General features: G+C 67.7%; 25 protein-coding genes. 10 read left to right on the top strand and 15 right to left on the bottom strand.

The genetic code is table 11. From position 1 onward, the window contains the following. The first annotated feature begins 45 nt into the window (after window positions 1–45). The 3 genes from AK36_RS19920 to AK36_RS19910 all read left to right on the top strand — a co-directional run bounded on the left by AK36_RS19920 (window position 46) and on the right by AK36_RS19910 (window position 1,894). Window positions 46–336, top strand: coding sequence for a PsiF family protein (locus AK36_RS19920; RefSeq protein ID WP_034195366.1), 291 nt, complete (start codon window positions 46–48; stop codon window positions 334–336). Window positions 337–667: 331 nt separating this feature from the next. Continuing rightward, window positions 668–1,126: a hypothetical protein gene (locus AK36_RS19915; RefSeq protein WP_011885031.1), complete on the top strand. Its 459-nt coding sequence runs from the start codon at window positions 668–670 to the stop codon at window positions 1,124–1,126. A 180-nt stretch (window positions 1,127–1,306) separates the two neighbouring features. Further along, window positions 1,307–1,894, top strand: a complete 588-nt coding sequence (locus AK36_RS19910; protein WP_011885032.1) for a BPSL1445 family SYLF domain-containing lipoprotein — start codon at window positions 1,307–1,309, stop codon at window positions 1,892–1,894. A 91-nt stretch (window positions 1,895–1,985) separates the two neighbouring features. On the opposite strand, the gene AK36_RS19905 is transcribed toward AK36_RS19910, so the two are convergent. From AK36_RS19905 to mltG, 9 genes are all read right to left on the bottom strand, one after another. Further along, entirely contained in the window at window positions 1,986–3,050 is a 1,065-nt protein-coding gene (locus AK36_RS19905) for a glycosyltransferase family 4 protein (protein WP_011885033.1), read from the bottom strand. Window positions 3,051–3,261: 211 nt separating this feature from the next. Further along, window positions 3,262–4,437, bottom strand: a complete 1,176-nt coding sequence (locus tag AK36_RS19900) for an AAA family ATPase (protein ID WP_045579024.1) — start codon at window positions 4,435–4,437, stop codon at window positions 3,262–3,264. Between the two features lie 33 nt (window positions 4,438–4,470). After that, entirely contained in the window at window positions 4,471–5,643 is a 1,173-nt protein-coding gene (locus AK36_RS19895; RefSeq protein ID WP_011885035.1) for a mechanosensitive ion channel family protein, read from the bottom strand. Window positions 5,644–5,739: 96 nt separating this feature from the next. Continuing rightward, entirely contained in the window at window positions 5,740–6,096 is a 357-nt protein-coding gene (locus AK36_RS19890) for a Rap1a/Tai family immunity protein (protein WP_011885036.1), read from the bottom strand. An 82-nt stretch (window positions 6,097–6,178) separates the two neighbouring features. Beyond that, window positions 6,179–6,889 (bottom strand): ankyrin repeat domain-containing protein, encoded by a 711-nt coding sequence (locus AK36_RS19885; protein WP_011885037.1) that lies wholly within the window; start codon window positions 6,887–6,889, stop codon window positions 6,179–6,181. A 44-nt stretch (window positions 6,890–6,933) separates the two neighbouring features. Beyond that, entirely contained in the window at window positions 6,934–7,713 is a 780-nt protein-coding gene (locus AK36_RS19880) for a TatD family hydrolase (RefSeq protein ID WP_011885038.1), read from the bottom strand. Between the two features lie 78 nt (window positions 7,714–7,791). After that, complete coding sequence (locus AK36_RS19875) at window positions 7,792–8,820, bottom strand: DNA polymerase III subunit delta' (protein ID WP_045579023.1); 1,029 nt, start codon at window positions 8,818–8,820, stop codon at window positions 7,792–7,794. 18 nt (window positions 8,821–8,838) lie between these two features. Then, window positions 8,839–9,459, bottom strand: coding sequence for a dTMP kinase (tmk, locus tag AK36_RS19870; protein ID WP_045579451.1), 621 nt, complete (start codon window positions 9,457–9,459; stop codon window positions 8,839–8,841). Then, the gene (mltG, locus tag AK36_RS19865; RefSeq protein ID WP_011885041.1) at window positions 9,459–10,478 is read right to left on the bottom strand and encodes an endolytic transglycosylase MltG; all 1,020 of its coding nucleotides are present in this window, start codon (window positions 10,476–10,478) and stop codon (window positions 9,459–9,461) included. The genes tmk and mltG overlap by 1 nt, the downstream gene beginning before the upstream one ends. 77 nt (window positions 10,479–10,555) lie before the next feature. Here mltG and ygfZ point away from each other — a divergent pair, with 77 nt between their 5' ends. After that, the gene (gene ygfZ, locus AK36_RS19860) at window positions 10,556–11,590 is read left to right on the top strand and encodes a CAF17-like 4Fe-4S cluster assembly/insertion protein YgfZ (protein WP_045579022.1); all 1,035 of its coding nucleotides are present in this window, start codon (window positions 10,556–10,558) and stop codon (window positions 11,588–11,590) included. Window positions 11,591–11,666: 76 nt separating this feature from the next. Next, on the top strand, window positions 11,667–12,521 hold the full coding sequence (locus AK36_RS19855) for an NRDE family protein (protein ID WP_011885043.1): 855 nt from the start codon (window positions 11,667–11,669) through the stop codon (window positions 12,519–12,521). Between the two features lie 23 nt (window positions 12,522–12,544). Here AK36_RS19855 and AK36_RS19850 read toward each other — a convergent pair whose 3' ends face one another. From AK36_RS19850 to AK36_RS19835, 4 genes are all read right to left on the bottom strand, one after another. Further along, window positions 12,545–12,997: a GNAT family N-acetyltransferase gene (locus AK36_RS19850; protein ID WP_045579021.1), complete on the bottom strand. Its 453-nt coding sequence runs from the start codon at window positions 12,995–12,997 to the stop codon at window positions 12,545–12,547. Between the two features lie 34 nt (window positions 12,998–13,031). Next, window positions 13,032–13,994, bottom strand: coding sequence for an alpha/beta hydrolase (locus tag AK36_RS19845; RefSeq protein ID WP_011885045.1), 963 nt, complete (start codon window positions 13,992–13,994; stop codon window positions 13,032–13,034). A 232-nt stretch (window positions 13,995–14,226) separates the two neighbouring features. Further along, complete coding sequence (locus AK36_RS19840) at window positions 14,227–14,706, bottom strand: PaaI family thioesterase (protein WP_011885047.1); 480 nt, start codon at window positions 14,704–14,706, stop codon at window positions 14,227–14,229. Then, entirely contained in the window at window positions 14,703–15,020 is a 318-nt protein-coding gene (locus AK36_RS19835) for a Dabb family protein (protein ID WP_034195362.1), read from the bottom strand. Before AK36_RS19835 ends, AK36_RS19840 begins: the two co-directional genes overlap by 4 nt. On the opposite strand from AK36_RS19835, the gene AK36_RS34645 reads away from it, so the two are divergent. After that, complete coding sequence (locus AK36_RS34645) at window positions 14,902–16,020, top strand: GNAT family N-acetyltransferase (protein WP_338108415.1); 1,119 nt, start codon at window positions 14,902–14,904, stop codon at window positions 16,018–16,020. The two genes, AK36_RS19835 and AK36_RS34645, sit on opposite strands and share 119 nt — an antisense overlap. A gap of 221 nt (window positions 16,021–16,241) precedes the next feature. Here the strand turns inward: AK36_RS34645 and AK36_RS19825 are convergent, their stop codons facing one another. After that, window positions 16,242–17,081 carry a TrmB family transcriptional regulator gene (locus AK36_RS19825; protein WP_045579019.1) on the bottom strand — a complete coding sequence of 280 codons (840 nt, stop codon included), beginning with the start codon at window positions 17,079–17,081 and terminating at the stop codon, window positions 16,242–16,244. 114 nt (window positions 17,082–17,195) lie between these two features. On the opposite strand from AK36_RS19825, the gene AK36_RS19820 reads away from it, so the two are divergent. The 3 genes from AK36_RS19820 to AK36_RS19810 all read left to right on the top strand — a co-directional run bounded on the left by AK36_RS19820 (window position 17,196) and on the right by AK36_RS19810 (window position 19,536). Continuing rightward, complete coding sequence (locus AK36_RS19820; RefSeq protein WP_045579018.1) at window positions 17,196–17,561, top strand: RidA family protein; 366 nt, start codon at window positions 17,196–17,198, stop codon at window positions 17,559–17,561. Beyond that, entirely contained in the window at window positions 17,558–18,796 is a 1,239-nt protein-coding gene (locus tag AK36_RS19815) for an MFS transporter (protein ID WP_045579017.1), read from the top strand. The genes AK36_RS19820 and AK36_RS19815 overlap by 4 nt, the downstream gene beginning before the upstream one ends. A gap of 194 nt (window positions 18,797–18,990) precedes the next feature. After that, a complete protein-coding gene (locus tag AK36_RS19810; protein WP_045579016.1) occupies window positions 18,991–19,536 on the top strand; it encodes a hypothetical protein in 546 nt (181 codons plus the stop codon). Window positions 19,537–19,732: 196 nt separating this feature from the next. On the opposite strand, the gene AK36_RS19805 is transcribed toward AK36_RS19810, so the two are convergent. Further along, on the bottom strand, window positions 19,733–21,367 hold the full coding sequence (locus AK36_RS19805) for an alpha/beta hydrolase family protein (RefSeq protein WP_224383388.1): 1,635 nt from the start codon (window positions 21,365–21,367) through the stop codon (window positions 19,733–19,735). Here AK36_RS19805 and AK36_RS19800 point away from each other — a divergent pair. Then, window positions 21,349–23,616 (top strand): right-handed parallel beta-helix repeat-containing protein, encoded by a 2,268-nt coding sequence (locus AK36_RS19800; RefSeq protein WP_045579014.1) that lies wholly within the window; start codon window positions 21,349–21,351, stop codon window positions 23,614–23,616. The two genes, AK36_RS19805 and AK36_RS19800, sit on opposite strands and share 19 nt — an antisense overlap. The last annotated feature ends 93 nt before the right edge of the window (window positions 23,617–23,709 follow it).

Below are 23,709 nucleotides of genomic sequence, written 5' to 3'. Positions count from 1 at the left end.
GACGGCGTCGATATAGAACGCAATTCACCCCATGGGAGTGTCGAAATGAAAATCCAATCGCTCGTAGCCGCAGTCCTTCTCGGCGGCATGCTGGCTTCCCCCGCTTTCGCGGCGAACAGCCAGCAGGACAAGATGAAGGCCTGTAACACGCAGGCCGCCGGCAAGACGGGCGACGAACGCAAGGCGTTCATGAAGGACTGCCTGTCGGCCAAGCCCGCGAAGAAGATGTCGCAGCAGGAAAAGATGAAGGCCTGCAACACCCAGGCCGCCGACAAGAAGGGCGACGACCGCAAGACGTTCATGAAGAGCTGCCTGAGCAATCAGCCGGCCAACTGAGTCCCGGCGCTCCCGCGCGAATGCCGCGCACCGCTTCGGCGGGCGCGGCATTTTTCATTTCCGGTGCGTTTCGTTGCGCGTGCATCGACCGGCGCGATCGCGCAGCCTGCCTCGACGCGCCGGCCCGCACACCGGCCCCGTTGTGTCCGGTGCGCCACCCTGCGCTACCGCGTCGCCTGGGCCGCATCGCGCCGTTCGAACGCCGCCACATGGTGCGGCAATTCGCCGCGATTTCTTCTATGATGGCTGCAACGCGGCCCATCCAAGTACAAGAAGCGCCATCGGGCCGCCCTCGACACGGACGCATAAGCCGCGTCAAACGGAGGCATGGATGGCATGGAGACAACACCGCTGGTTCCGCCGCTGGCTGATCGTGATCGTATTCTGGGCCGTGCCCGTGGCGATCGTCGCGGTGCGCGAGATCCGCGAGGAAATGGCGTACAACAACGCCGATCTGCAGCTCGCGCTGACTACCTGGCAGCTCACCGACGCGCAGCAGGCAGCCGGGGCCGCCGCCAAGTGCCGCGGCGACGCTGACGCGGCGCGCGCGGCCGGCTGCCCCGCCGACGTGCTGGCCGCCAACGCGCCACGCCAGCAGGCGGCCCGCGACGAATATGTGCTGCGCCGCAACACGCTCGCCGCGTATCTGTGGCACGCGTTCGTCGGCTACTGGGTCGTGCCGGCGGCGTTCCTGTTCGCGTGCGGCGTCGTGATCGCGCTGCTGCGCCGCGCGTTGCGACGCCCGCCGATCAAACCGCCCGCCCCGCCTGCACCGCCCGTCACGCATTGAGGCCGCCGACGCCCACGCGGGCGCATCGCCCCCCCGTTGGCGCACCGCGACAAACCGACACGATTTGACGCTTTTTCTCTCCACGATGAAAAGGGGTTGTAATCCCCTGTGATATAACTTCCGACGTGATCCGCTCCGTGAGCGAGACTCACTCCGAACATCATCTGATGGAGAAGAACGATGCAAAAACGGAATCTCGTGGCGAAAGCCGCCGCTGCGCTCATCGTCGGCAGCCTCGCGCTGACCGGTTGCACCACCACGCCCGACAAGCCGGACAACGCCGCGACCAACGCGTCGAAGCGTCAGGCGATCGACGCGAGCGTCGACGCAACGCTGTCGCGCCTGTATTCCACGGTCAAGGGCTCGCGTGAACTCGTCGCGAAGTCGCGCGGCGTGCTGGTGTTCCCCGACGTGATCCAGGCCGGCTTCATCGTCGGCGGCCAGACCGGCAACGGCGCGCTGCGCGTCGGCGGCGCGACGGTCGGCTACTACAACACGTCGTCGCTGTCGGTCGGCCTGCAGGCCGGCGCGCAATCGAAGTCCGTCGTGTTCCTGTTCATGACGCAACAGGCGCTCGACGAATTCCGCGGCTCGGACGGCTGGGCCGCCGGCGCCGGCGCATCGGTCGCGCTCGTGAAGATGGGCGCGAACGGCGCGATCGACACGACGACGGCCACCGCACCAGTGCAGGTCGTCGTGCTGACCAACGCCGGCCTGATGGGCGACGTGTCGATCAACGGCACGAAGGTCACGAAGCTGAAGATCTGACGCTGCGGCGTCCCCGCCCGCGCGCGGGCGATGTGCAAACGGCGATGTCCAGTGCGGACATCGCCGTTTTTTCATGGGCGCGTCGGGTCGGTCAGGTCGTCGAGTCGATGACCTTGAAGCGCGAGCGCTTCTGCGCGCGTATCAGCGACTGGTAGACGTCGACGTACTGCTGCGCCATCCGGCGCGACGTGAAGCGCTCCTCGAAGCGCTGGCGCACGCGGGTGCGCGGCAGCAGGTGCAGCCGATTGACGGCGGCCACCGCGCTGATCTCGTCCTCGACGATGAAGCCGGACACGCCCTCGTCCACCACTTCCGGCACGGCGCCGCGATTGAACGCGATCACCGGCGTGCCGCACGACATCGCCTCGATCATCACCAGCCCGAACGGCTCCGGCCAGTCGATCGGAAACAGCAGCGCATGCGCGCCCGACAGGAACTCGGCCTTTTGATGATCGGCGATCTCGCCGATGTACTCGACGTGCGGCAGCGCAAACAGCGGCTCGATCTCGCGCTCGAAGTATTCCTGGTCGGCCGCGTCGATCTTCGCGGCGATGCGGATCGGCAGCCCGCACTGCTGGGCGATGCGGATCGCCGTATCGACGCGCTTCTCGGGCGAAATGCGGCCGAGGAACGCGAGGTAACGCGGCTCGACCGGCTGCGGCAGATACAGCGTGTCGGGCAGCCCGTGGTAGACGGTCGTCAGCCACTTCGCCTGCGGCAGCGGCTGACGCTGCGAATTCGAGATCGAGATCACCGGCGCGGTGTCGAAAGTGTCGAACACCGGCTGCTGCTCGGGTAAGTCGAGCCGGCCGTGCAGCGTCGTGACGAACGGCGTGTCCTGCCGGTTGAACACCGAAAACGAGTAGTAGTCCATGTGGAAATGGAGCACGTCGAAATCCTTCGCGCGCCGCGCGACCGTCTCCATCAGCAGCATGTGCGGCGCGACGCGGTCGCGGATCGACGAATCGAGCCGCAGCGCGCGCGGCCACACCGGCTCCAGCTTGGCCTGGGTCGTCGAATCGCCGCTGGCGAACAGCGTCACGTCATGGCCGAGGTCGACGAGCGCTTCCGTAATGTAGGACACGACGCGCTCCGTGCCGCCGTAGAGCTTCGGCGGCACGGATTCGGTCAGCGGGGCGATCTGCGCAATTCTCATAGTCCACGTCTCCTGTGCTCGGCGGGCCGGCGAACGCGGTGCCGACCGATCGTCCGACGCGAAGCGGGCCAGCATGGCCGTCGACACCGATATCCCGTCATTATTCGCGATCGCGCCGCACCGCGGTGCCGCGTCTTTCACTTTATGGGGCTTGTTACAGCGCGGATACATTCGCCGCACCGCTTCGACCGCGCGCCGCCGCGCGTGCCCGTCAGCGCGCCGGCCACTTCCACGGCGGCAGATCGCGCGCGTCCGCATCGACGAGCACCGTCGCGCCGAGCTGCTTGTCGAGCACCAGCGACTCGCAACCGGCCTCGCGCTCGAGCGTCGCGATCAGCCGCGCCGCGTGCGACACGACCAGCACCTGCGAACGCCGCGCGGCCTGCGCGATCAGGCGGCCCAGCGCCGGCAGCAGATCGGGATGCAGGCTCGTCTCCGGCTCGTTCAGTACCATCAGCGCGGGCGGGCGCGGCGTCAGCAGCGCGGCCGCGAGTAGCAGATAACGCAGCGTGCCATCCGACAGTTCGGCCGCCGCCAGCGGTCGCAGCAGCCCCGGCTGGCGCATCAGCACGTCGAAGCGGCCGCGCCCGCCCGGATTGTCGATGTCGATCGACGCGCCCGGAAACGCGTCGTCGATCGTCGCATCGAGCGCGGCGGCATCGCCGATCTCGCGGATCGTCTGCAGCGCCGCCGCGAGATCGGCACCGTCGTCCGCGAGCACCGGCGTGTGCGTGCCGATGTGCGACTGCCGCGCCGGCGCCCGGGCATCGGTCCGGAAATGGTCGTAGAAACGCCACGAGCGGATGCGCTCGCGCACCGCGATCATCTCCGGCGCGCCGACCGGATCCGCGAACTCGGTCATCATGCTGTCGAAGCTCGCCACCGGCTGCGGCACCGTGCGCCAGTCGCCCGACGCGGTGCGCGTGCGGATCTGTGCGCCCTGCCGTTCGACCAGCAGCGTCGACGGCCGCAGCAGCGCGCCGCCCCAGATACATTCGCGCTTCACGACGGGATCGAGCGTGAATTGCGAGCTGCTCGGCACCGGCAGGCCCAGATCGATCGCATAGCCGAAGTCGGCGCACGCAAAGCCGAGCTTCAGACTCACGGGCCGGTTGCGCACCGTGCCGGTCACCGGCGTGTCGCCGGCGAGCATCGCGCGCGAGAAGCGCTCGGGGCCGGCCCAGAGCGTCGACGGCAGCCCGCCTTCGCGCGCGAGCGACGGGATCACGCGCCCCTGTGCGGTGTCCGCCAGCAGCCGCAGCGCGCGATAGACGCTCGACTTGCCGCTGCCGTTCGGCCCGGTGACGACGGTGAGCGCCGCGAGCGGCACGATCAGCTCGCGCAGCGAGCGGTAGTTGGCGATGGCGAGTGTCTTGAGCGCGGTCATGGATAGGAAGCGGCCACCAATCGCGGCACGCGATCAGCGGCCTTCGGCGACCTGCGGGTCGGCCGCCGTGTTGGCCGCGGTGCTGGCGGCGGCAGACCGCGTGTGCGGCCGTTCGGGACGCGGGCCCTCCGGCGCCGCCTCATGCGGATACAGCTCCATCCGGTCGCGCGGCAGGCACTGCGGATAGTTCGCCTGCAAATACGCGATCAGGCCCTCGCGCACGCGGCACCGCAAGTCCCAGCACGTGGACGAATCGGCCGCGCTCACCAGCGCACGCAACTGCATCGTGCGCTCGCTCGCGTCGGTCACCTGCAGCACCTGCACGCGGCCGTCCCATTCGGGCGCGGCATGGACGAGCCGCGCGAGCTCCTCGCGCAGCGGCGCGAGCGGCGTGCGGTAGTCGACCGACAGGTACACCGTGCCGATGATCTCGGAGCTGCTGCGGGTCCAGTTCGTGAACGGATTTTCGATGATCCACTGTAGCGGCACGACGAGCCGCCGCTGGTCCCACAGCCGCACCGACACGAACGACCCGGTGATTTCCTCGATACGGCCCCATTCGCCCTGGATCACGACGACGTCGTCGAGCCGGATCGGCTGGGTCAGCGCGATCTGCAGCCCGGCGATCAGATTGCCGAGCACCGGCCGCGCGGCGATACCGGCGACGAGGCCGGCCACGCCGGCCGACGCGAGCAGGCTCGCGCCCACCTGACGCACGTTCGGAAACGTCATCAACGCACCGCCCGTGCCGATGATCACGATCAGCACCATGACGGTCCGAACCAGCACCTTGGCCTGCGTATGGATGCGCCGCGCGTGGAGATTGTCGGCCGTATCCATCGGATGGGCCTGGATGATCGCGTCGCCGACGCCGGCCGCGAGTCGCACCAGCAGCCACGTGAGCGAGACGATGGTGCCGACCGCGGCCGCGGAGCGCATCCCGCCGACGAACGACATCGCGTCGTTCGCCTGCAGCCATACGAACTCGAGCGCGAGCAGCACGAGCGTGACGAGCGACGGCTTGTCGATGTAGCGCAGGATCACGCTCAGCAGCGGATACGGCCGCGCGATGCGATGCACGATGCGCGCGCCGATGCGATGCACGATCACGAAAACGAGCACGACGAGCGCCGACACGCAGAATGTGCCGAGCCACGAATGCAAGGGCGCATCGGCGATGCGCTGCACTTCCTCGATTGAAATCATCGGCGTCCGGGATGCTTCGGTTATGACCCGTACTGGCGTCGTCCTGGATGCGTCGGCGAGGTCCGGGCGGCGTGCGCGCCCGGACGCGGCGTCAAATCAGTTGCCGCCCCTGCACGGGAACGCCTTGCCGAGTCCGAGCGACACCGCGGTGCTCGCGTTGTAGTCGGCCAACTTCGGGTTCTCGGCGATGTACTTGCGCACCGCGTCGGTCATTTGCTGCGCCCGGATGTCGGGCGGCAGGCAGAAATACTGGCCGACGCGCGGCCCCGTCGTGCCGCCGATCGCGTCGATCGTGTTGTAGACGCCATCGGCCGCGCCTTCGATATAGGCCGCGCACGACGCCCGCGACTTGACGTCGGTCTTCGCGCACAGCCGGTCGAGATCCGCGCCCGTGAAAGCCGCCGCCGACAACGGCACGGCGAACGCCGCGGCACAAAACATAGCCCGCAACATGGTGTTCCTTATGTCAATGCGGCGCGAGGCCGCTTACTGCGACGATCGGTGCGGCGGCAACCGGCCGCCGCGCCGAAAACCGTCATTTTGCACTCTTTTGGGCATCTGCCGGCGCAGACGCGCCGACGCGCACCGTCCGCTTGCTCAGGATCTCGATCGCATCCGGCGCGTTGTAGTGCTTCGCGAACTCGAGCGCGGTGATGCCGAGCTGGTTCTTCACCTGCGGATCGGCGCCCTGGTCGAGCAGCAGGTTGACCGTCGACGCGTGGTTGCCGCGCGCGGCCATCATCAGCGGCGTGGTGCCGTTCGGCGACGCGGTGTCGATGTACGCGTCGTGGTCGAGCAGGATCTTCACCACGTCGTCGTGGCCGTTGGTCGCCGCGTAGTGCAGCGGCGCCCAGCCCTTCTTGCTGACTTCCGCGCCCTTGTCGATCAGCAGCTTGACGAGCCCGGCGTCGCCGTTCAGCGAGGCGAGCATCAGCGCGTTCTCGCCGGCCTTGTCCTCCTTCTCGAGATCGACGTTCGGCGTAGCCGCGAGCGCGGCCGCGACCTTGTCGGACTTTTCGCGCGCGGCGATCACGAGCAGCGGGTCGCCGTTCGGCGCGAGCGTGTTCGGATCGAGCTTGCCGGCCTTCAGCTGCTTGCCGATGTCGGCGATGTCGTCGAACTTGACGGCCTTGACGATCGCATCGAGCGACTCGGCATGCGCGCCGGCAGCGGCCATCAGGCCGCTCGCGGCGAGGACGGCGGCGGCGAGTGCGCGTTTGGGCAGGTATGTGGTCGACTTCGTCATTGTTGTGGGCTCCTTCCCTGGGTTGTCGGCCGGGTCGCGCGTGCTCAACGGGCGATCCTGAACAGCCGGAAAAAATTCTGCGTCGTCGCATCGGCGAGCGCCTCGACGGCGATCCCGCGTTGCGCGGCGATAAAGCGTCCGACATGGCTCACGTACGCAGGTTCATTCGGCTTGCCGCGATACGGCACCGGCGCAAGGTACGGCGAATCGGTTTCGATCAGCAGCCGCTCGAGCGGCACGCGCCGCGCGACGTCCTGCACGTCGGTCGCGTTCTTGAACGTGACGATCCCCGACAGCGAAATATGGAAGTTCTGCGCGAGCGCCTGCTCGGCGACCGGCCACGGCTCGGTGAAGCAGTGCATCACGCCGCCCGGCACGTGCGCACGCTCCTCGGCCATGATCCGCAGCGTGTCTTCCGACGACGAGCGCGTATGAACGATCAGCGGCTTCATCGTCGCGGTCGCCGCGCGGATATGCGTGCGAAAGCGTTCGCGCTGCCATTCCATGTCGGCGATCGAGCGGCCTTCGAGACGGTAGTAGTCGAGGCCCGTCTCGCCGATCGCGACGACCTTCGGATGCGCGGCCAGCTCGATCAGCTCGGCGAGCGTCGGATCATGCGCGTCCTCGTGATCGGGATGCACGCCGACCGACGCGTACACGTTGTCGTGCGCCTGCGCGATCGCGAGCACCTCGGGCAGCGTCTCGAAATCGACCGAGACGCACAGCGCATGGGTGACGTCGTGCTCGCGCATGTTCTCGAGCACGGCCGGCAGGCGGTCGGCGAGACCCTTGAAATTGATGTGACAGTGAGAATCGACGAACATCGTGTTTCCTGAATTCTTGGGACGGGCGCGAGGCGCTCGCCGGCAATCGTTTCCGCACAACGCGGAAACAATCGTTACTCAGACGAAGATTTCCCGATAACCGAGAAACAGTTCCTCGAATACGAGCCGGGCGTTGAGCGGATGGTTCTCGACCATCCGCTGGCGCGTCACGGTCTTCATGAAGCGCGCGAACGCATTGGCGTCGACCGCGTGCGCGCACCGCGCGAGCGCGGCCGACTGCAGCGGGAAGTAGCGCGGCGCGCCGGCCATCCGCTGCGCGAGCAGATCGTACAGCCAGCGCTGCAGCCAGCCGAGCACCAGCGGCACCGGCAGCTTCTGCAGCGTCTCGCCGCAGGCGAACGGATCGCACGCGGCGCCCGCCGCGAGCTGGCCGAGCGTGAAATCGCGCAGCGGACGGTTCTCGTCGCTCGCGAGCGCGAGCGCCGCGAGCGGCGCCCCGCCCGCTTCGGCGAGCAGCGCGCGCGCATCGTCGATGCCCTGCGCGGCGAGCCACGCCGCGGCCGCATCCGGCGCCGGCACGGTCATCGGCCACTGCCGGCACCGGCTGATGATGGTCGGCAACAGCCGGTCGATGCGTGCGGACACCAGCAGGAACACGACGCCCGCCGGCGGCTCCTCGAGCGTCTTCAACAGCGCGTTCGACGCGGCGACGTTCAGCGCCTCGGCCGGATACAGCACGACGACGCGCGCGCCGCCGCGGTGCGAGCCGACGCCGCAGAAATCGAGCAATGCGCGCACCTGCTCGATCTTGATCTCCTTGCTGGGCGCACGGGTTTTCTTGCCGCCTTCGTCGGCGTCGGCCGGCTTCGCGTCGTCGGCCGCGCCAGGCGCCTCACCGGCGAGCGCCTCGGGCAGCACGATCCGGTAGTCGGGGTGGTTGCCCTGCGCGAACCACGTGCAGGCCGCGCAGGCGCCGCACGGCTGGCCGTCCGGCCGCGGCGACTCGCACAGGAAGCCCTTGGCGAGATGCTGCGCGAACTGCAGCTTGCCGATCCCGGCCTGACCGTGCAACAGCAGCGCATGCGGCCATTGCGCGCGCAGCTGCTGCAGGCGGTTCCAGTCGTCGGTTTGCCACGGATAGATCATCGGATGCGTTCCTTCGGGTTACAGCGCGGCGAGCACGCGCTCGAGCTGTCCGCGAATCTCGGGAATCGTCTGCGTCGCGTCGACGATCGTGAAGCGATGCGGCGCCTCTTGCGCGCGCCGCAGGTATTCGTCGCGGGTGCGCGTGAAAAACGCGTCCGTCTCGCTCTCGAACTTGTCGGGCGCACGCGCGGCGCCGCGCCGCTCGCTCGCCACCTGCGGCGCGACGTCGAACAGCACCGTCAGGTCCGGCTGAAAACCGCCCTGCACCCAGCGCTCGAGCGCTTCGAGCTTGTCGCGCGGCAACCCGCGGCCGCCGCCCTGGTAGGCGAACGTCGCGTCGGTGAAGCGGTCGGACACGACCCAGTCGCCGCGTGCAAGCGCCGGCTCGATCACGCGCGCGAGATGCTCGCGGCGCGCGGCGAACATCAGCAGCGCTTCAGTCTCGAGATCCATCGGCTGGTTCAGCAGCATCTCGCGCAGCGCCTCGCCGAGCGGCGTGCCGCCCGGTTCGCGGGTGACGACGACCTGCCGGTCGCCCGCGGCGAGCTTCGCCTGCAGACGCTCGCAGAACCATTGCAGATGGGTCGTCTTGCCCGCCCCGTCGATGCCTTCGAACGTGATGAATTTACCGCGCGCCATCATTGACCTCGTATGTACTTGTCCACGGCCTTGTTGTGATCGCCGAGCGTATCCGAGAACACGCTCGTGCCGTCGCCCTTCGCGACGAAATAGAGCGCGCTCGTCGGGGCCGGGTTGATCGCCGCCTGCAGCGACGCGACGCCGGGCAGCGCGATCGGCGTCGGCGGCAGCCCGCGCCGCGTGTAGGTATTGTAGGGAGTGTCGGCCTGCAGGTCGCGCTTGCGCAGATGCCCGTCGTACGCGTCGCCGAGGCCGTAGATCACCGACGGATCGGTCTGCAGCGGCATCCCGATGCGCAGCCGGTTCGCGAACACGGCCGCGACGAACGCGCGGTCGGCCGCATGGCCGGTTTCCTTTTCGATGACCGACGCGATCGTCAGCGCTTCGTAAGGCGTCTTGTACGGCAGCCCCGGCGCGCGCGCCGCCCAGGCTTCTTCGAGGCGCGTCTGCATCAGACGATACGCGCGGCGATAGATGTTCAGGTCGCTCGTCCCCTTGTCGAACAGGTAGGTATCGGGGAAGAACAGCCCTTCGCCGCTGCCGCGCCGGATCACGGTGTCCGGTGCGCCGATCGCGCGCAGCAGCTCCGCGTCGCTCATGCCGGCGCTCGCGTGCGCGAGGTCGGGATTGCCGTCGAGTTCGGCGCGCATGCGCTTGAAGGTCCAGCCTTCGATGACCGTGGCGACGTACTCGTTCACGTCGCCGCGCGCGATCTTCTGCAGGATGGCGTACGGCGTGATGCCGCTCTTGAATTCGTAGTTGCCGGATTTGAGGCGGCTCGACAGCCCGAGCACGCGCGTCATCGCGACGAAGCCGAGCGGCTCGACCGGCACGCCGCCGCGCTTGAGCTGCAGCGCGACGCTTTTCACGCTGCTGCGCGGCTTGATCGTCACGTCGAGCGACGCCGCGCCCAACAACAGCGGCCGGGTCGCCCAGTAATAACCGGCGCCCGCGCCGGCAGCGGCCACAACGACGGCCAGCGCCGCGACCGTCGCGACGCATTTCTTCAGTAGGGACATGGAAACGAGACTCGGGTAAGACCCATATAATACTTGCTCGCCTTCGTCAAAGTCAGGGTTGACTGTTCCCTCATTCCATGAGCACACCGTTCGCTTCACCGGCTGCCCAGCCCGCATCCGCCTCGCTCCCCGTTTTCCCCCGCCCGTCCGCCGCCGATTTCGACGCGCCGGCCGCGTGCATGCCGCTTGCGCAGTTCGGCGTGATCGACGTGGCCGGCGACGACGCCGCGACGTTCCTGCACGGCCAGCTCACCAACGACATCGAGCATCTCGATGCGGCCAGTGCGCGCGTGGCCGGCTACTGTTCGCCGAAGGGCCGGCTGCTCGCGTCGTTCCTCGCGTGGCGCGAGGGCCACGGCGTGCGCCTGCTGGTGTCGAAGGACGTGCAGGCCGCCGTCCAGAAACGGCTGTCGATGTTCGTGCTGCGCGCGAAGGCGAAGCTGTCGGACGCGAGCGACGCCGTCGCGGTGGTCGGCTTCAGCGGCGACGTGCGCGACGCGCTGTCGGGCGTGTTCGACGCGCTGCCCGACGGCGTGCACGTGAAGGTCGACGGCCCGGCCGGCGTGCTGATCCGCGTGCCGGACGCGGCCGGGCGCCAGCGCTACCTGTGGATCGGGCCGCGCGCCGAAGTCGACGCGCGCATCGCCGCGCTCGCCGGCACGCTGCCGGTCGTGTCGCCGGCCGTGTGGGACTGGCTCGACGTTCGCGCGGGCGAGCCGCGCATCACGCAGCCGGTCGTCGAACAGTTTGTCCCGCAGATGGTCAACTTCGACGTGATCGGTGCCGTTAACTTCAGGAAGGGGTGCTACCCGGGCCAGGAAGTCGTCGCGCGCAGCCAGTACCGCGGGACGATCAAGCGCCGCACCGCGCTCGCGCACGTCGCCGGCGAGACCGACAGCGTGCATGCCGGCGTCGAGCTGTTCCACAGCGACGACCCCGGCCAGCCGTGCGGGATGATCGTCAACGCGGCGGCCGCGCCCGCGGGCGGCGTCGATGCGCTGGTCGAGATCAAGCTCGCCGCGCTCGACAGCGGCAGCGTGCACGTCGGCGCGGCCGACGGCCCGGCGCTCGCCTTCGACACGCTGCCGTACGCGTGGCCGACCGACGCGTAGCGCACCGCCAACCCGTTCGCACGCCGGTTCGCCCTTCGCGGCCGGCGCCCGAGCTTTCCTGCGAGAGATTCGCCCGATGTGTCTGATTGCCTTCGACTGGCAGCCTGATGCCGCCGCCGGTCCTGTATTTACGCTGGCCGCCAACCGCGACGAGTTCTTTCGCCGGACGAGTGCGCCGCTTTCGTGGTGGGAAGACGTGCCGGGCGTGCTGGCCGGCCGCGATCTCGAAGCCGGCGGCACATGGCTCGGCGTGTCGCGCGACGGCCGCTTCGCCGCGCTCACGAACTACCGTGCGCCGTTCGACATTCGCGCCGGCGCGCCGACCCGCGGCAAGCTCGTGTCGGATTTCCTCGGCGGCCCGGGCGTCGCGCCGCTCGATTACCTCGGCGCACTGGCCGAGCACGCGGCCGTCTACAACGGCTTCAACCTGCTGGTCGGCGACTGGAAGCGGCGCGAGCTCGCGTGGTTCTGCAATCGCGCAGCCGAAGGCGAAAGCCGTGTCGCCGCGCCGATGGCGGTCGGCGCCGGCGTGCATGCGCTGTCCAACGCGCGGCTCGACACGCCGTGGCCGAAGGTCGTGCGCAAGCGCGCGGAACTCGGCACGCTGCTGACCGACAACGCGACGCCGTCGCTCGACGAACTGATCGACCTGTTGCGCGATCCGCGCGTCGCGGACGACGACGCGCTGCCGCACACCGGCATTCCGCTCGAGCGCGAGCGCGCGCTGTCGGCCGCGTTCATCGAGACGCCCGAATACGGCACGCGCGGCACGACCGCGCTGCGCGTGACGATGAAGGAAGGCGTGCGGCTCACGGTCGACATCAAGGAGCGCTGCGACGACGACGGCTCGCATCGCACCGTCCGCCCCGGCACGTTCGAGCGCGCGTTCACGTTCGACATCGACGCGACACCGCCGCGCGCCGTCCGCTGACACGCGTCGCTGGTCGTTAGGCGCTATGGCGCGCGCACCATCTCGACGTGCGGCACGCCGAGCGCGTCGAACGGTTCGCCGATCGTCGTGAAGCCGTGGCGCAGGTAGAACGGCACCGCTTCGTCCTGCGCATAGAGCCGCACGAGCGGCTCGCCGCGATGCCGCGCCGCCTCGAGCAGCGCGTGCAGCACGGCGGAACCGGCGCCTTGCCGGCGCGCGTCCGCCAGCACCGCGACGCGGCCGATCGTGCCGGTGCGCAGCAGCCGCCCGGTCGCGACCGCGCGCCGTGCGCCGCTCGCCCGATCGACGCGGTACGCCACCGCGTGCAGCGACAGCGGATCTTCATCGTCGAGCTCCCACTCGGGCGGAATCCGATGCTCGCGCACGAACACCGCATCGCGGATCCGCGCGGCATCCGCGCCGAGCACCGCCCAGTCGCCCGTCTGCGTTTCTGTTTCGACCCAGCCGTCCGTCATCGCTTCCTCCGCGCGACGCCGCCCGCCGCCGCCGTCAAACGCCGTCGAAGGCGGCCCGCAGCGCCGCCGTCGCGTCGGCATGCGCGGCGCGCACCTCGGGTATGTAGCCGCCCATCTTGAAGAACTCGTGGATCATCCCCGGGTAACACACCAGCGCGACCGTATTGCCAGCCGCGCGCAGCTTCTGCGCATACGCGGCGCCCTCGTCGCTCAGCGGGTCGTATTCCGCGGTCGCGATCCATGCCGGCGCGACGCCGGCGAACGACGACGGCGCGCCGCGCGTGCCGTCGAGCGGCGCGAAGCGCCAGTCGTCGCGGTCGGCCGGCTCGCGCACGTATTGCGAGAAGAACCACTGGATCGTGTCCTGCGTCAGCAGGTAGCCGTTCGCCAGCCGCGCGTGCGATTCGGTCGCCTGGTGGCCGGTCACGCCCGGATAGATCAGCAGTTGCAGCGCAAGATGGATGCCCGCGTCGCGCGCCAGCACCGCGCACACGGTCGCCAGCGTGCCGCCCGCGCTGTCGCCGCCGACCGCTAGCCGCGCGGCGTCGATGCCGAACGCGGCGGCCTCGCGATGCAGCCAGCGCAGCGCGTCTTCGGCATCGTGCACGGCGGTCGGGAACTTGTGTTCCGGCGCGAGCCGGTAGTCGACCGACAGCACCGCGCACTGCGCGTCGCGCGCGAACATCCGGCACAGCGCGTCGTGCGTGTCGACGCTGCCGACCGTGAAGCCGCCGCCGTGGTAGTAGACGAGCGCCGGCAGCGGCTCGGCGAGGCTCGGTGCGACCGGCAGGTAAAGCCGTGCGCCGATCGTGCGGCCGTCGCGGGTCGGCACGACGCAGGCGTCGACCGAATGCATCGGCGCCGGCGCGACGTCGAGGATCGGCGCGCTTTTCTCGTACGCGGCGCGCGCCTGCTGCGGCGTCTGATGATGATAGGACGGACGTTTGGCACGCTCGATCATGTCGAGCACCTGCGCGATCTTCGGATTCAGCGGCATCGGTGAGGACGGCGCGCGCGGCGCCGTGAACGGACAAGCGTCACATGATGCCATGCGCCGAGCCGTTGGGCGGCGGCGGCACTGCGGAGGGTGTGGCGAAGGCTGCGGCCGAGGTGTGCGTGAGGCGACGATGGCTTCGTTTGCCGCGCCTTGCCGAGCCGGCGGCGCGCCGGACGCGCCGCGCAAAATGAAACGGCCCTGCCGTGATCGGCAGGGCCGTGCGTGCGGACGCTTACGCGTCGCTCGGGCCCGGATGGGCGTCGGGCGCCGTGCGCGTGCGTTGCCGCTTGATGTCGCGGCCTACCGCGAGCCGCCGCATGTACTTGAACGTGCCGAGCGCTTTCGCAACGAAGTTGCCGTCGCTGTCGCGCACTTCGCCTTCGCAATACGCCATCGTCGTCGAGCGATGCATCACGCGGCCGTACGCGCGCAATTCGCCGCGACCCGGCTGCATGAAGTTCACCTTCATCTCGACCGTCACGACGCCGACGCCGTCGTCGGTCAGGCTGCGTGCGGCCATCGCGAGCGCGATGTCGGACAGCGTCATCGTCACGCCGCCGTGCGCGATGCTCCACGTGTTCATGTGCCGCTCGTCGAGCGGCAGCACGATCTCGCTCGCGCCGTCCTTCGCGCTGACGAGCCGCACGCCGAGCAGATCGACGAACGGGCTTTCGATCGACGGGCCGTCCGTCGGAGATGCCGCGTCGCTCATCGTGCTGCGTTGTCGCACAGATAGTCGACGCACTGGCGCGATTCGGCCACCGCCATCACGAATTTCTTCACTTCCTGATGGACCGGGTGAACCTGGTACGCATCGAGCGCCGCCTGGTCCGTGAAATCGGACACCAGCACGATGTCGGACGTCGCTTCGAGGCCCGGCGTCGCGACGCCGACGTCGAGTTGCAGGATGCCCGGTACGAGGTCGCGGCAGCCTTCGAGCTTTTCTTTCAGCTTCAGCGCGTTCTGCGCGCGCGTGCCGCCCTCGGCAGATTCCTTCAGCTTCCACATGACGATATGTCTGATCACTTCGTTCGCTCCAGTTCGTGTTGGTTCGGCGATTTGCCTGGAACCCTTGCCAGTCGGGCGTTGGACGCCCTTTCATCGTTCGCTATCGTTCGTCGGAAGTCGCGTCCATCCGAGAAAAAAGGCGTATCACTTCGACCATCCAGAGACGATACGCCTTTTTCATCTGGCCACTTATCGACATCAGGATCCGACGAGCGAGGCAGACAACAAGCCTACCAAACTTACCGGCGGCAATGGACTGTATCTGTTGGTGAAGCCGTCCGGCTCCACCACGACGCGGAGTAGCCATCGGACGCCGCAACTCTCCGTGCGATGGATCCGATCTGGTCATTCATCGCGCGAGCGTACTAGTCCAAGACAAGAGCAACGAATCCGCTCGACTGCGCTATCTTCGAGTCCTCGGATTCTCCTCCTCGTCAATCGACCGATGAAACCCGCTCTAAGCGAACCGTCCGACATTCTGATCACTGAGCGTCTGTCGCTACGGCTAGCGAGCCGCCGACATGCGTCCGCTTTGCTGGGATATTGCATTGCCAATCGCGCACATTTGTCGCCATGGGAACCGTCCCGGTCCGAATCGTTCTACACGTTGCCGTCGATTGAGGCACGGCTCGAATCCATGGAAAGGGAGATCGCGGCTGGGCTCGCCATACATCTGTTGTTGTTCGACAAAGAGGAAGACCGGCTGATCGGCGACTGCAATTTTACGAACATCGTACGAGGGCCGTTCCAGGCATGTCACCTTGGCTTCTCGATTGCGCATGATCATGAGGGACGCGGGTTGATGCGCGAATGTCTCTCTACCGCTATCCAGTATCTGTTCGCCGAGCTTGGGTTACACCGTGTCATGGCGAACTATCGACCCGAGAACAAGCGAAGCGCGCAGTTGCTCAATAAGCTGGGCTTCGAGCAGGAAGGCATCGCGCGCGCCTACTTAAAAATAAATGGCGTCTGGGAGGATCATGTCCTGACGTCACTGATCAATCCAGCGGACGTCTGATCTCTCGTCAAGACGACCGCCTTGCCACGCTCACGTCTGACGGCTCGATCACGTATCGGGCTGGAATCAAGCAGCGGCCACCTGATCGCCACATCGGCCCATCGAGCGGGCGACGTCCACAGGTTGTAATCCGTGCGGCGCATGACGGGCGGCTTGCGCCCCTGCTCCTTCGCCCTGTCGATGCGCCGTGCGTCCGTCATACCCTCGCCCGGCTCACACGCCTAACCGCCACCACCCTCTTTCACCCCCTTCCCCGAAACCGGCCGAAGCATCGCCCGCATCGCGCGACTCGTCAGCAACTTCTCGTATGCCGCCGAAGGCATCGCATCGATCATCAGGCGGCCGCTGACGTCGGCCTTGATGTACTCGACGGCCAGCAGCGCAATGACCGGGTTGGTTGTCACCGTGGCCTGATCGGGCGTGTGGTCGCCGAACTCGGCCACCACCGCATCGTCTTCATCTGCGACCACCACCGCAAGGCGACGGCCGGACAGGCGCAGTCTCGCGCTGGCCCCACATTCGGCCATGTCGTACGTGTGCGGCCCTTTCAACGTCCGCTTGCCATAGATGGCGACATGGGTGTCGATCCCCCGCCCGCTGGCCGCTTCGAGCAGCGGGCCCAGTTCGTCGAGCTCCTCGTCCCAGAGACCGGCGAACAGGCTGGTCTGCGCATTCGAGATCACCCGCGCAAAGGCCTGCACGATCGACTCCGCGCCACTGAGCGACCAGACCAGCCCCGGTTCCTGTTGAACCGGCAGCCGATCCAGCGCGGACGCTGCCGACTCGAGGTCGGCGTTGAAGCGCGAGCGCAGCTCGGCCAACAGTGACGTGTGCGGCACGGCCGCGTACCGCACCGGCTCCGAGCGGTTGACGAGCACGGCTCCCCGCGCTTCCAAACGAGCCAGCGTCTCATACACCTTCGAGGCCGGCATCGATGCCCTGCGCCCGACTTCCGCTCCCGTCAGCGCGGCCTGACCAACCAGGGCCGCGTATGCCTGCGCTTCGTACTGGGTGAATCCCAGTCGCGTCATGGAAGCGATCAATTCTGCGTCTACCGTCATTCGGGACTCTTTTCTGTGGAAAGGCAGTTGACTAACTACCGCAGTAGTATACGATCCCATTCAACTACTACCCAAGTAGTTATTCCCGAACCCTCTCATCGAAGGACGATCCATATGCGTCAACTCATCAGCACCGGCTCCCCGTGGGAACCGAAGGTCGGTTACTCGCGGGCCGTGATCGTGAACGACACGATCTACATTTCAGGGACGGCCGGCAAAGGCCCGGACGTCTACACGCAAACGCGGGATGCCCTCGCCACTGTCGAGAAGGTGCTGCTCGACAACGGATTCCGGTTGGATGACGTGGTGCAAAGCCGGCTGGTCGTCGCGGACTTCGAACACTGGGAAGACGCTGCGCGCGCGCACGGCGAGGTCTATGGCGAGATTCGACCGGCGTTCTCGCTCGTGCATGCGCTGCCGTTCGTCGACGACGCGATCCTCGCCGAAGTCGAGGCCATTGCCGTCAGGGCCGGCAAATGACGGGCCGGGCCGAGCAGAACGCGCGGCTGTCGGGCCGCGCGGTAGCGGTGCTTTCGATCGCCGCGGGCGGCGCCATCGCGAACGACTACGCGATGCAACCGGCGCTTTCCTTCATCGCCGCCGATTTCGGGGTGCCGGTCGCACCGATTACCGCCGTCGCGTCCGGCGCGATGATCGGCTATCTGCTCGGCCTGGTGCTGCTCGTGCCGCTGGTCGACAAACTCAGTCCGCGCACGTTGATTCCGGGGCAGCTTGCGGCGCTCGCGTGCGCGCTGGCGCTTGCCGCGTACTCGCCAGGCCCGGACGCGCTGATTGCGTGCTTCGTTGTCATCGGCGCGACGACGACGGTTGCGGCGCAAAGCAGCGCCGTCGTCGGCAAGTGCGCCGATCCGCACCGCCGCGCGCGGCTCATGGGGACGATCTCCGCCGGCATATCGGCGGGGATCTTGCTGAGCCGATTCGTGGGCGGCGTTCTCGCGCAGTGGTATGGATGGCGAGGCGCGCTGTTGACGTTCGCGGCCTTCGCGGTCGTTTCAGCCCTTTGCGTCATGCCATTACTACCCGCGCAACGGCCGCCCGGGCATACGGGCTACTTCTCGACGTTGCGTTCGATGCCGTCGTTGTTGCGGGCCTCCCGGCAGCTGCGGTTGCGCATCTATGCCGGGATGCTGTGGTTCCTTGCTTTCAACCTGATCTGGGTCGGGCTTGCGGTGCGGCTCGCCGCGCCGCCGTACAACCTGGATGCGGCGGCCATCGGACTGTACAGCCTGGCCGGACTCCTCGGCCTCGTCGTCACGCGTGTCGCGGGCCGCCTGGCGGACCGGTTCGGCAGCCGCGCCGTGATCGTCTGCGGCCTGGCGGTTGCGGCGGCGTCCGCATGTGCGCTGACCGTCTCGCTCGGCCACCCAGCCGCGACGGCGGCCGCGCTGGCCGTATTCGATGCCGGTTGTTTCGCCGCCCAGGTCGCCAATCAGGCCAGCGTCGTTGCGATCGAGCCGGCGCGCGCCGGCGCACTGAACTCGGCGTACCTGACCTTCTACTACGTCGCGGGCGCGATCGGTACGGCCATCGCAGGTCTCGTCGTCACCAGCGCGGGTTGGGAACCGCTCGTCTTGTTGGCGGCGATTTCAACGGCCGCGGCGGCCATGATCGGCGCGCTCGTCGTTCCATCCGTGCCGGCTCGGAATCGCGCCGACCTTCAACCTCACAATGGAGGCACCGGGCAGATTCGATGATCACGCATCGAATGGCCGAATTTTCGCGGACCGCTAGAGCGTGCTCAACGAAAGCGCGGAAGTCTTGCCGAAGCGACCTGAACCAGGCAAGAATCCGGTGACCGGTCGGCGGACCATGACCCGTGCGCGCCACCATCGAGCAACGCATCGCCCCGCTGTCGGCAGCGATGGATTCACACCACGTGGAACACCCCATGAACTACCGTTCAGCAGCAGTCGTCGCGGCGTCGATGTCCATCGTGTTCGGCATGGTCGTCGCCTCGCCGCCCGCCTTTGCCGAAGTCACGCCACGCCAGCAGGACGTCGCCCGACACGGCGCGCAGGTGATGCCGTTCTCGCTCGCGGCTACGACCCATATCTTCACGAAGACCGCCGACGGCGGCATCCAGCGGGTCGTCACCAAGCGTCGCGACGCAAAGCAGACCGCGCTGATCCGCGAGCATCTGGCCACGATCGCGCGTCGCTTCTCGTCAGGCGATTTCGGCGCGCCGGAGCAGATCCACGGCGCCGACATGCCGGGGCTCGCCGCATTGCGTACGGCACAGCCGGGCGAGCTCGAGATCGACTATCGGGACGTGCGCGACGGCGGCGAGATCGTCTACCGCAGCGAGCAGCCGCGTCTGATCGCGGCGCTTCACGACTGGTTCGACGCGCAGTTGTCCGATCATGGGCACGATGCGAAGGCCGGGCACGATCACGGCGCGATGCATCACCACCCGGCCGACGAATCGACGCCGTAAAGATCGCCGCCACGAAGCGCGCATGTGAGTTCCCGAAACGCAGGCGCGACATCCGTTCTTCACTGCCATCCCGACTGAAGGCCATCAGCCCGTCGCGCTCGCCGCCCTTTCCACCGTGGCCCGTTCTATTGAACCGGCACGTTGCCGAGATGGAACCCGGCGAACACGCAGCCTCGGGCCGCCGGCCCAAACGCGCTCATCGCAGCCCGTCGAACCACGCGAGAATGTTCTCGGCTCCGCCGAGCGTCGACGCATCGCCGTACAGCCCGGCGAGAAACGTCCCGCGATGGCTCGCCGCCGGGACGGCCACGCCGCTCACGTAGGAACCGCCCGCCGCGAGTACCGGATACACCATCGCCGGATGAATCGCTTCATCGGCAAGCCCGTAATCGAAGCGGATCGGACTGTCGTAATTCCAGTAAGTCGCGCGATTGGCCGCGAGCTGCCGAAGAAACGCGCTGTTTTGCGTCGCCGTGTAGTGCTCGAAGAAGCCGGGATTCAACAATCCGGCGCCGGTCGGCAGCGACTTTGCCCGCTCGGCGTCGAGCGTGTAATCCGACCAGTACTGCGCCGCGAGGTGCTGAAACTCCGGCCGGATCGCGCTTTTCATCAAGCCTTTCAGCCCGTACTGCAACTCGTAGCTGCCGAGCGTGACGATCATGCAGAGCGAGATCCAGTCCGGAAGCGCCGGATAGGCCTGTACGCCGCGCGGAAGCGCAAACGTCTGCGCGCCGGCCCAGAACCGCCATGCCTCGCTGAGGTCGTTGAACGGGCTGGCGACGGCCGTTGCGGCGATCGGCCGCGACTGCTTGCGCAACGCCTGATGCAGCCATTGCGTGTTGAGCGCGCCTTGCGACCAGCCGTGCAGGAACAGTTTCGACGGCACGACGCCCAGCGCGCGCATCGCGGCCTCGCCTGCCGTCAACACGTCGACGCAGGTGCGCACCGTCACGTCCTTGACCGCATACGCTTCGCCCCGGCCATCGCGGAACGGCCCCTTGCCGACGTAATCGGCGGCGATCACGGCATAGCCCTGCGCCGCGAACCGATGCACGTTGAAGAGCGTTTCGAGCGAGTCGGCGGCGTCCGTCAGTTGACGGTCGGGGTCGGCGAGCAGAACGAGATTGGACGGCACCTGATCGAACGACAGGATCGTGCCGTGCTGCCACGACACGAGCGGCAGCTTGCCGCTTGCGCCGACCGGCAATGCCAGCAGCCCGCTGACCTTGATCTTCTCGCCGCTTTGCGGGTTGACGGTGTACGTGACGAGACGATGCAGGTCGACGTCGAAACGCGCGCCGTGGGTTTTCGCGTCGAACGCCGGGAGTATCGCCGGCTTGTTGAACAGCGGATACGCGTCCGCGACCAGCTTGTCGAGCCGTGCGGCACTGACCCGGCATGAACGGTCGATCCCGGCGTGGCCCGCCTCGTTGCCCGCCGCATCGGCCGCCCGCGCATTCGCCAATCCGATCGCGACCGCGCCGGCGCCCAACATCAAATTGCGCCGCGGACGATTGACCGCGCCATTCGATGCAGCGTGTTCCTGTTCGGGCGAAAGCGCCGTCAGGACCTTTTCAAACAACGACATGGGGAAACTCCCTGATACCTCGAAGAAGCCGCGGGTTCGGCCCGCGGCGACGTGCGCCGTCTCGATGGCGATGGTCGATCTTGATCTCTGTTGGTTGCATCGCCATTGATCTGAGTTAAAGCAAAACCGCTTTCCCGCTTCCAGACTTGCGACATTTGCCGGTAGCCGTGCTGCGCAGGCGCAGCGCCGGACGACATGACGTGACGAGGAGATCTGAAGTGGACATGCATCGCCGACAAGCAATCCGGGCCATCTCGGCCGCGTGTGCCGGTATCGTCGCGCACAGCTGGGGCGCGCACGCTGCGTCCTTGCCGGGCAAGCTCTGGTACGTGGACCAGCGCGCCGCACCCGGCGGAGACGGCAAGACCTGGCGCACCGCATTCCAGTCGCCGCGCGACGCGCTCGCGGCCGCGTCGGCCGGCGACGAAATCTGGGTCGCGCACGGCACCTACCATCCGCATCCGGACGACGCCACGCAATCGTTCACGCTCAAGGCCGACGTCGCACTGTACGGCGGCTTCGCCGGCGGCGAAACCGCGCGCGACCAGCGCGATTACGCGCAGCACGTCACGACGCTCAGCGGCGACATCGGCAACGGCGAGCGCACCCGCAACACGCACACGATCGTGATGGGCGCGGATCGGGCCGTGCTCGACGGCTTCACGATCGCGCACGCGTACGGCGCCGACAAGCCGCGCCTGCATCTGACACCGGACGACATCCTGAAGGGCGACATGGTGGTCGGCGGCGGCATGCGCAACTTCATGACGAGCCCGGTCGTGCGCAACTGCATCTTCCGGAACAACTTCTCGCCGAAAGGCGGCGCCGTCTACAACGTCCACAAGCCCGGCGCCGAGCAGGCGACGTTCACGAACGTCGAGTTCGTCGACAACGAGGCCAGTCAGCGCGGCGGCGCGGTCAGCAACGACCTCGGCGCGATGCCGGTGTTCATCGACTGTCGTTTCGTCGGCAACCGCAGCCAGGACAAGGGCGGCGCGATCTACAACGATTTCGCGTCGACGCCGCTGCTGTTCAACGTGCTGGTGACCGGCAACGAAGCGACGACGGCCGGCGGCATCGGCAACGACGGCGGCTCGTCGCCGCTGCTCGCGAACGTGACGATCGTCGGCAACAAGGCGACCAGCGGGCTCGGCGCCGGCCTCTATCAGGGCACCGGCGCGAACAACAATCCGATCGTCGTGAACTGCAGCATCGACGACGTCTACAACTGGCACGAGGACATCGTGGCCGCGCTCGGCTCGCACGTGCCCGCCGGGCAGACGCTGCCGCTCGCCGACTTTCTGCCGATCAGCAATCTCGACGGCCAGGTCAGCGTAGCCGACCTCGCGCCGCTGCCGCCGGGCGTCGGTTATCAGCCGCGTCCGTACGGTGCGCAACTGCTGAAGGCGCCCGTGGTCGCGACGCTCGTGCAGTTCTATTCGCGCAACGAGGGTGTGGTCGAATACCGCGGCGAGTACACGCGGCCCGTCGTGACGCGTGACGCGGTCGCGGCCAAGGTGATCCACGTCGTGCCGGCATCGACGTCGGCAACGCAGGACGGCCTGTCGTGGGCGACGGCGCTGACCGACCTGCAGGCCGCCATCGATCTGGCGTCGGTTTCGAAGGCCGCCGTCTGGGTGAAGGCCGGGCGCTATCATCCGGCGCGGCGCGACGCGGGCCGGATTGCCGCGTTCACGCTGTATGACGGCGTCGAGGTGTATGGCGGCTTCGCGGGCACCGAAACCGACGTCGCACAGCGCCGCCGCGACGCAGCGCCGACGGTGCTCAGCGCGAAACTTGCCGCGGGCGACGATCGCTATCAGCACGTCGTCTACGGCGCGAATCAGGCCGTGCTCGACGGGCTGACGATCCGCGACGGCAACGCGGTGGGCTTCACCTACAACGGCAAGGGCGGCGGACTGCTGGCTTATCACGCAGGCAAGACGTATCTGCCCAACGGACTCAAGGCATACCGGGCCGGACGCGCGCTCGAGTCGTACAGCGATCCGGTCGGCTTCACGATGACCGTGCGCAACTGCCGGTTCGAACGCAACGAGGCGCTCGAAGGCGGCGCGATCTATGCGTTCGGCAAGGCCGTACTGACGATCGTCGACACCACGTTCGACGGCAACCGCGCGATCTACGGCGGTGCGGTGCTCGACCGCGAGGGCGTGACGGCGACGCATCGGCGCTCCGCGTTTCTGCGCAACGCGGCCACGCACGACGGCGGCGGCGCGTACGCAGACTACGGCTCGCTCGTCACGTTTCGCGACACGCGGTTTCAAGCGAACGCCGCACGCCGCAACGGCGGCGCGATTTACATGATCAGCCGTGCGTCGCAGGTCGGCGCGACCAACGTCACCGTCACGAACGGCGAGTTGCGCGGCAACACCGCAGCGGCCGGCGCGAGCATCTACGACCTCGATGGCGGAACGCTGTCGGTCGTGGACACGCACTACCCGTCCGGCTCGATCCACCAGCCCAAAAGCTGACATCCGCATCGGGGCTTCCGGTCAGGCTGCGCCGCTGCTGCCCGCTGGAGCCGGGCGGCGCGGCGGGACTGGGCTTTAAGGCGGCAATTGCCG

Source organism: Burkholderia vietnamiensis LMG 10929 (assembly GCF_000959445.1).
GTDB classification, from domain to species: Bacteria; Pseudomonadota; Gammaproteobacteria; order Burkholderiales; family Burkholderiaceae; genus Burkholderia; species Burkholderia vietnamiensis.
The sequence above is the reverse complement of the archived record's forward strand: the minus strand, read 5'-3'. Positions and strand labels throughout refer to the sequence as shown.

Excerpts from the sequence above, each read along its gene's own strand:
- AK36_RS19920 (WP_034195366.1), top strand. The coding sequence starts at position 46 with ATGAAAATCCAATCGCTCGTAGCCGCAGTCCTTCTCGGCGGCATGCTG.
- AK36_RS19915 (WP_011885031.1), top strand. The coding sequence starts at position 668 with ATGGCATGGAGACAACACCGCTGGTTCCGCCGCTGGCTGATCGTGATC.
- AK36_RS19910 (WP_011885032.1), top strand. The coding sequence starts at position 1,307 with ATGCAAAAACGGAATCTCGTGGCGAAAGCCGCCGCTGCGCTCATCGTC.
- AK36_RS19905 (WP_011885033.1), bottom strand. The coding sequence starts at position 3,050 with ATGAGAATTGCGCAGATCGCCCCGCTGACCGAATCCGTGCCGCCGAAG.
- AK36_RS19900 (WP_045579024.1), bottom strand. The coding sequence starts at position 4,437 with ATGACCGCGCTCAAGACACTCGCCATCGCCAACTACCGCTCGCTGCGC.
- AK36_RS19895 (WP_011885035.1), bottom strand. The coding sequence starts at position 5,643 with ATGATTTCAATCGAGGAAGTGCAGCGCATCGCCGATGCGCCCTTGCAT.
- AK36_RS19890 (WP_011885036.1), bottom strand. The coding sequence starts at position 6,096 with ATGTTGCGGGCTATGTTTTGTGCCGCGGCGTTCGCCGTGCCGTTGTCG.
- AK36_RS19885 (WP_011885037.1), bottom strand. The coding sequence starts at position 6,889 with ATGACGAAGTCGACCACATACCTGCCCAAACGCGCACTCGCCGCCGCC.
- AK36_RS19880 (WP_011885038.1), bottom strand. The coding sequence starts at position 7,713 with ATGTTCGTCGATTCTCACTGTCACATCAATTTCAAGGGTCTCGCCGAC.
- AK36_RS19875 (WP_045579023.1), bottom strand. The coding sequence starts at position 8,820 with ATGATCTATCCGTGGCAAACCGACGACTGGAACCGCCTGCAGCAGCTG.
- tmk (WP_045579451.1), bottom strand. The coding sequence starts at position 9,459 with ATGGCGCGCGGTAAATTCATCACGTTCGAAGGCATCGACGGGGCGGGC.
- mltG (WP_011885041.1), bottom strand. The coding sequence starts at position 10,478 with ATGTCCCTACTGAAGAAATGCGTCGCGACGGTCGCGGCGCTGGCCGTC.
- ygfZ (WP_045579022.1), top strand. The coding sequence starts at position 10,556 with ATGAGCACACCGTTCGCTTCACCGGCTGCCCAGCCCGCATCCGCCTCG.
- AK36_RS19855 (WP_011885043.1), top strand. The coding sequence starts at position 11,667 with ATGTGTCTGATTGCCTTCGACTGGCAGCCTGATGCCGCCGCCGGTCCT.
- AK36_RS19850 (WP_045579021.1), bottom strand. The coding sequence starts at position 12,997 with ATGACGGACGGCTGGGTCGAAACAGAAACGCAGACGGGCGACTGGGCG.
- AK36_RS19845 (WP_011885045.1), bottom strand. The coding sequence starts at position 13,994 with ATGCCGCTGAATCCGAAGATCGCGCAGGTGCTCGACATGATCGAGCGT.
- AK36_RS19840 (WP_011885047.1), bottom strand. The coding sequence starts at position 14,706 with ATGAGCGACGCGGCATCTCCGACGGACGGCCCGTCGATCGAAAGCCCG.
- AK36_RS34645 (WP_338108415.1), top strand. The coding sequence starts at position 14,902 with ATGCCCGGTACGAGGTCGCGGCAGCCTTCGAGCTTTTCTTTCAGCTTC.
- AK36_RS19825 (WP_045579019.1), bottom strand. The coding sequence starts at position 17,081 with ATGACGGTAGACGCAGAATTGATCGCTTCCATGACGCGACTGGGATTC.
- AK36_RS19820 (WP_045579018.1), top strand. The coding sequence starts at position 17,196 with ATGCGTCAACTCATCAGCACCGGCTCCCCGTGGGAACCGAAGGTCGGT.
- AK36_RS19815 (WP_045579017.1), top strand. The coding sequence starts at position 17,558 with ATGACGGGCCGGGCCGAGCAGAACGCGCGGCTGTCGGGCCGCGCGGTA.
- AK36_RS19810 (WP_045579016.1), top strand. The coding sequence starts at position 18,991 with ATGAACTACCGTTCAGCAGCAGTCGTCGCGGCGTCGATGTCCATCGTG.
- AK36_RS19800 (WP_045579014.1), top strand. The coding sequence starts at position 21,349 with ATGCATCGCCGACAAGCAATCCGGGCCATCTCGGCCGCGTGTGCCGGT.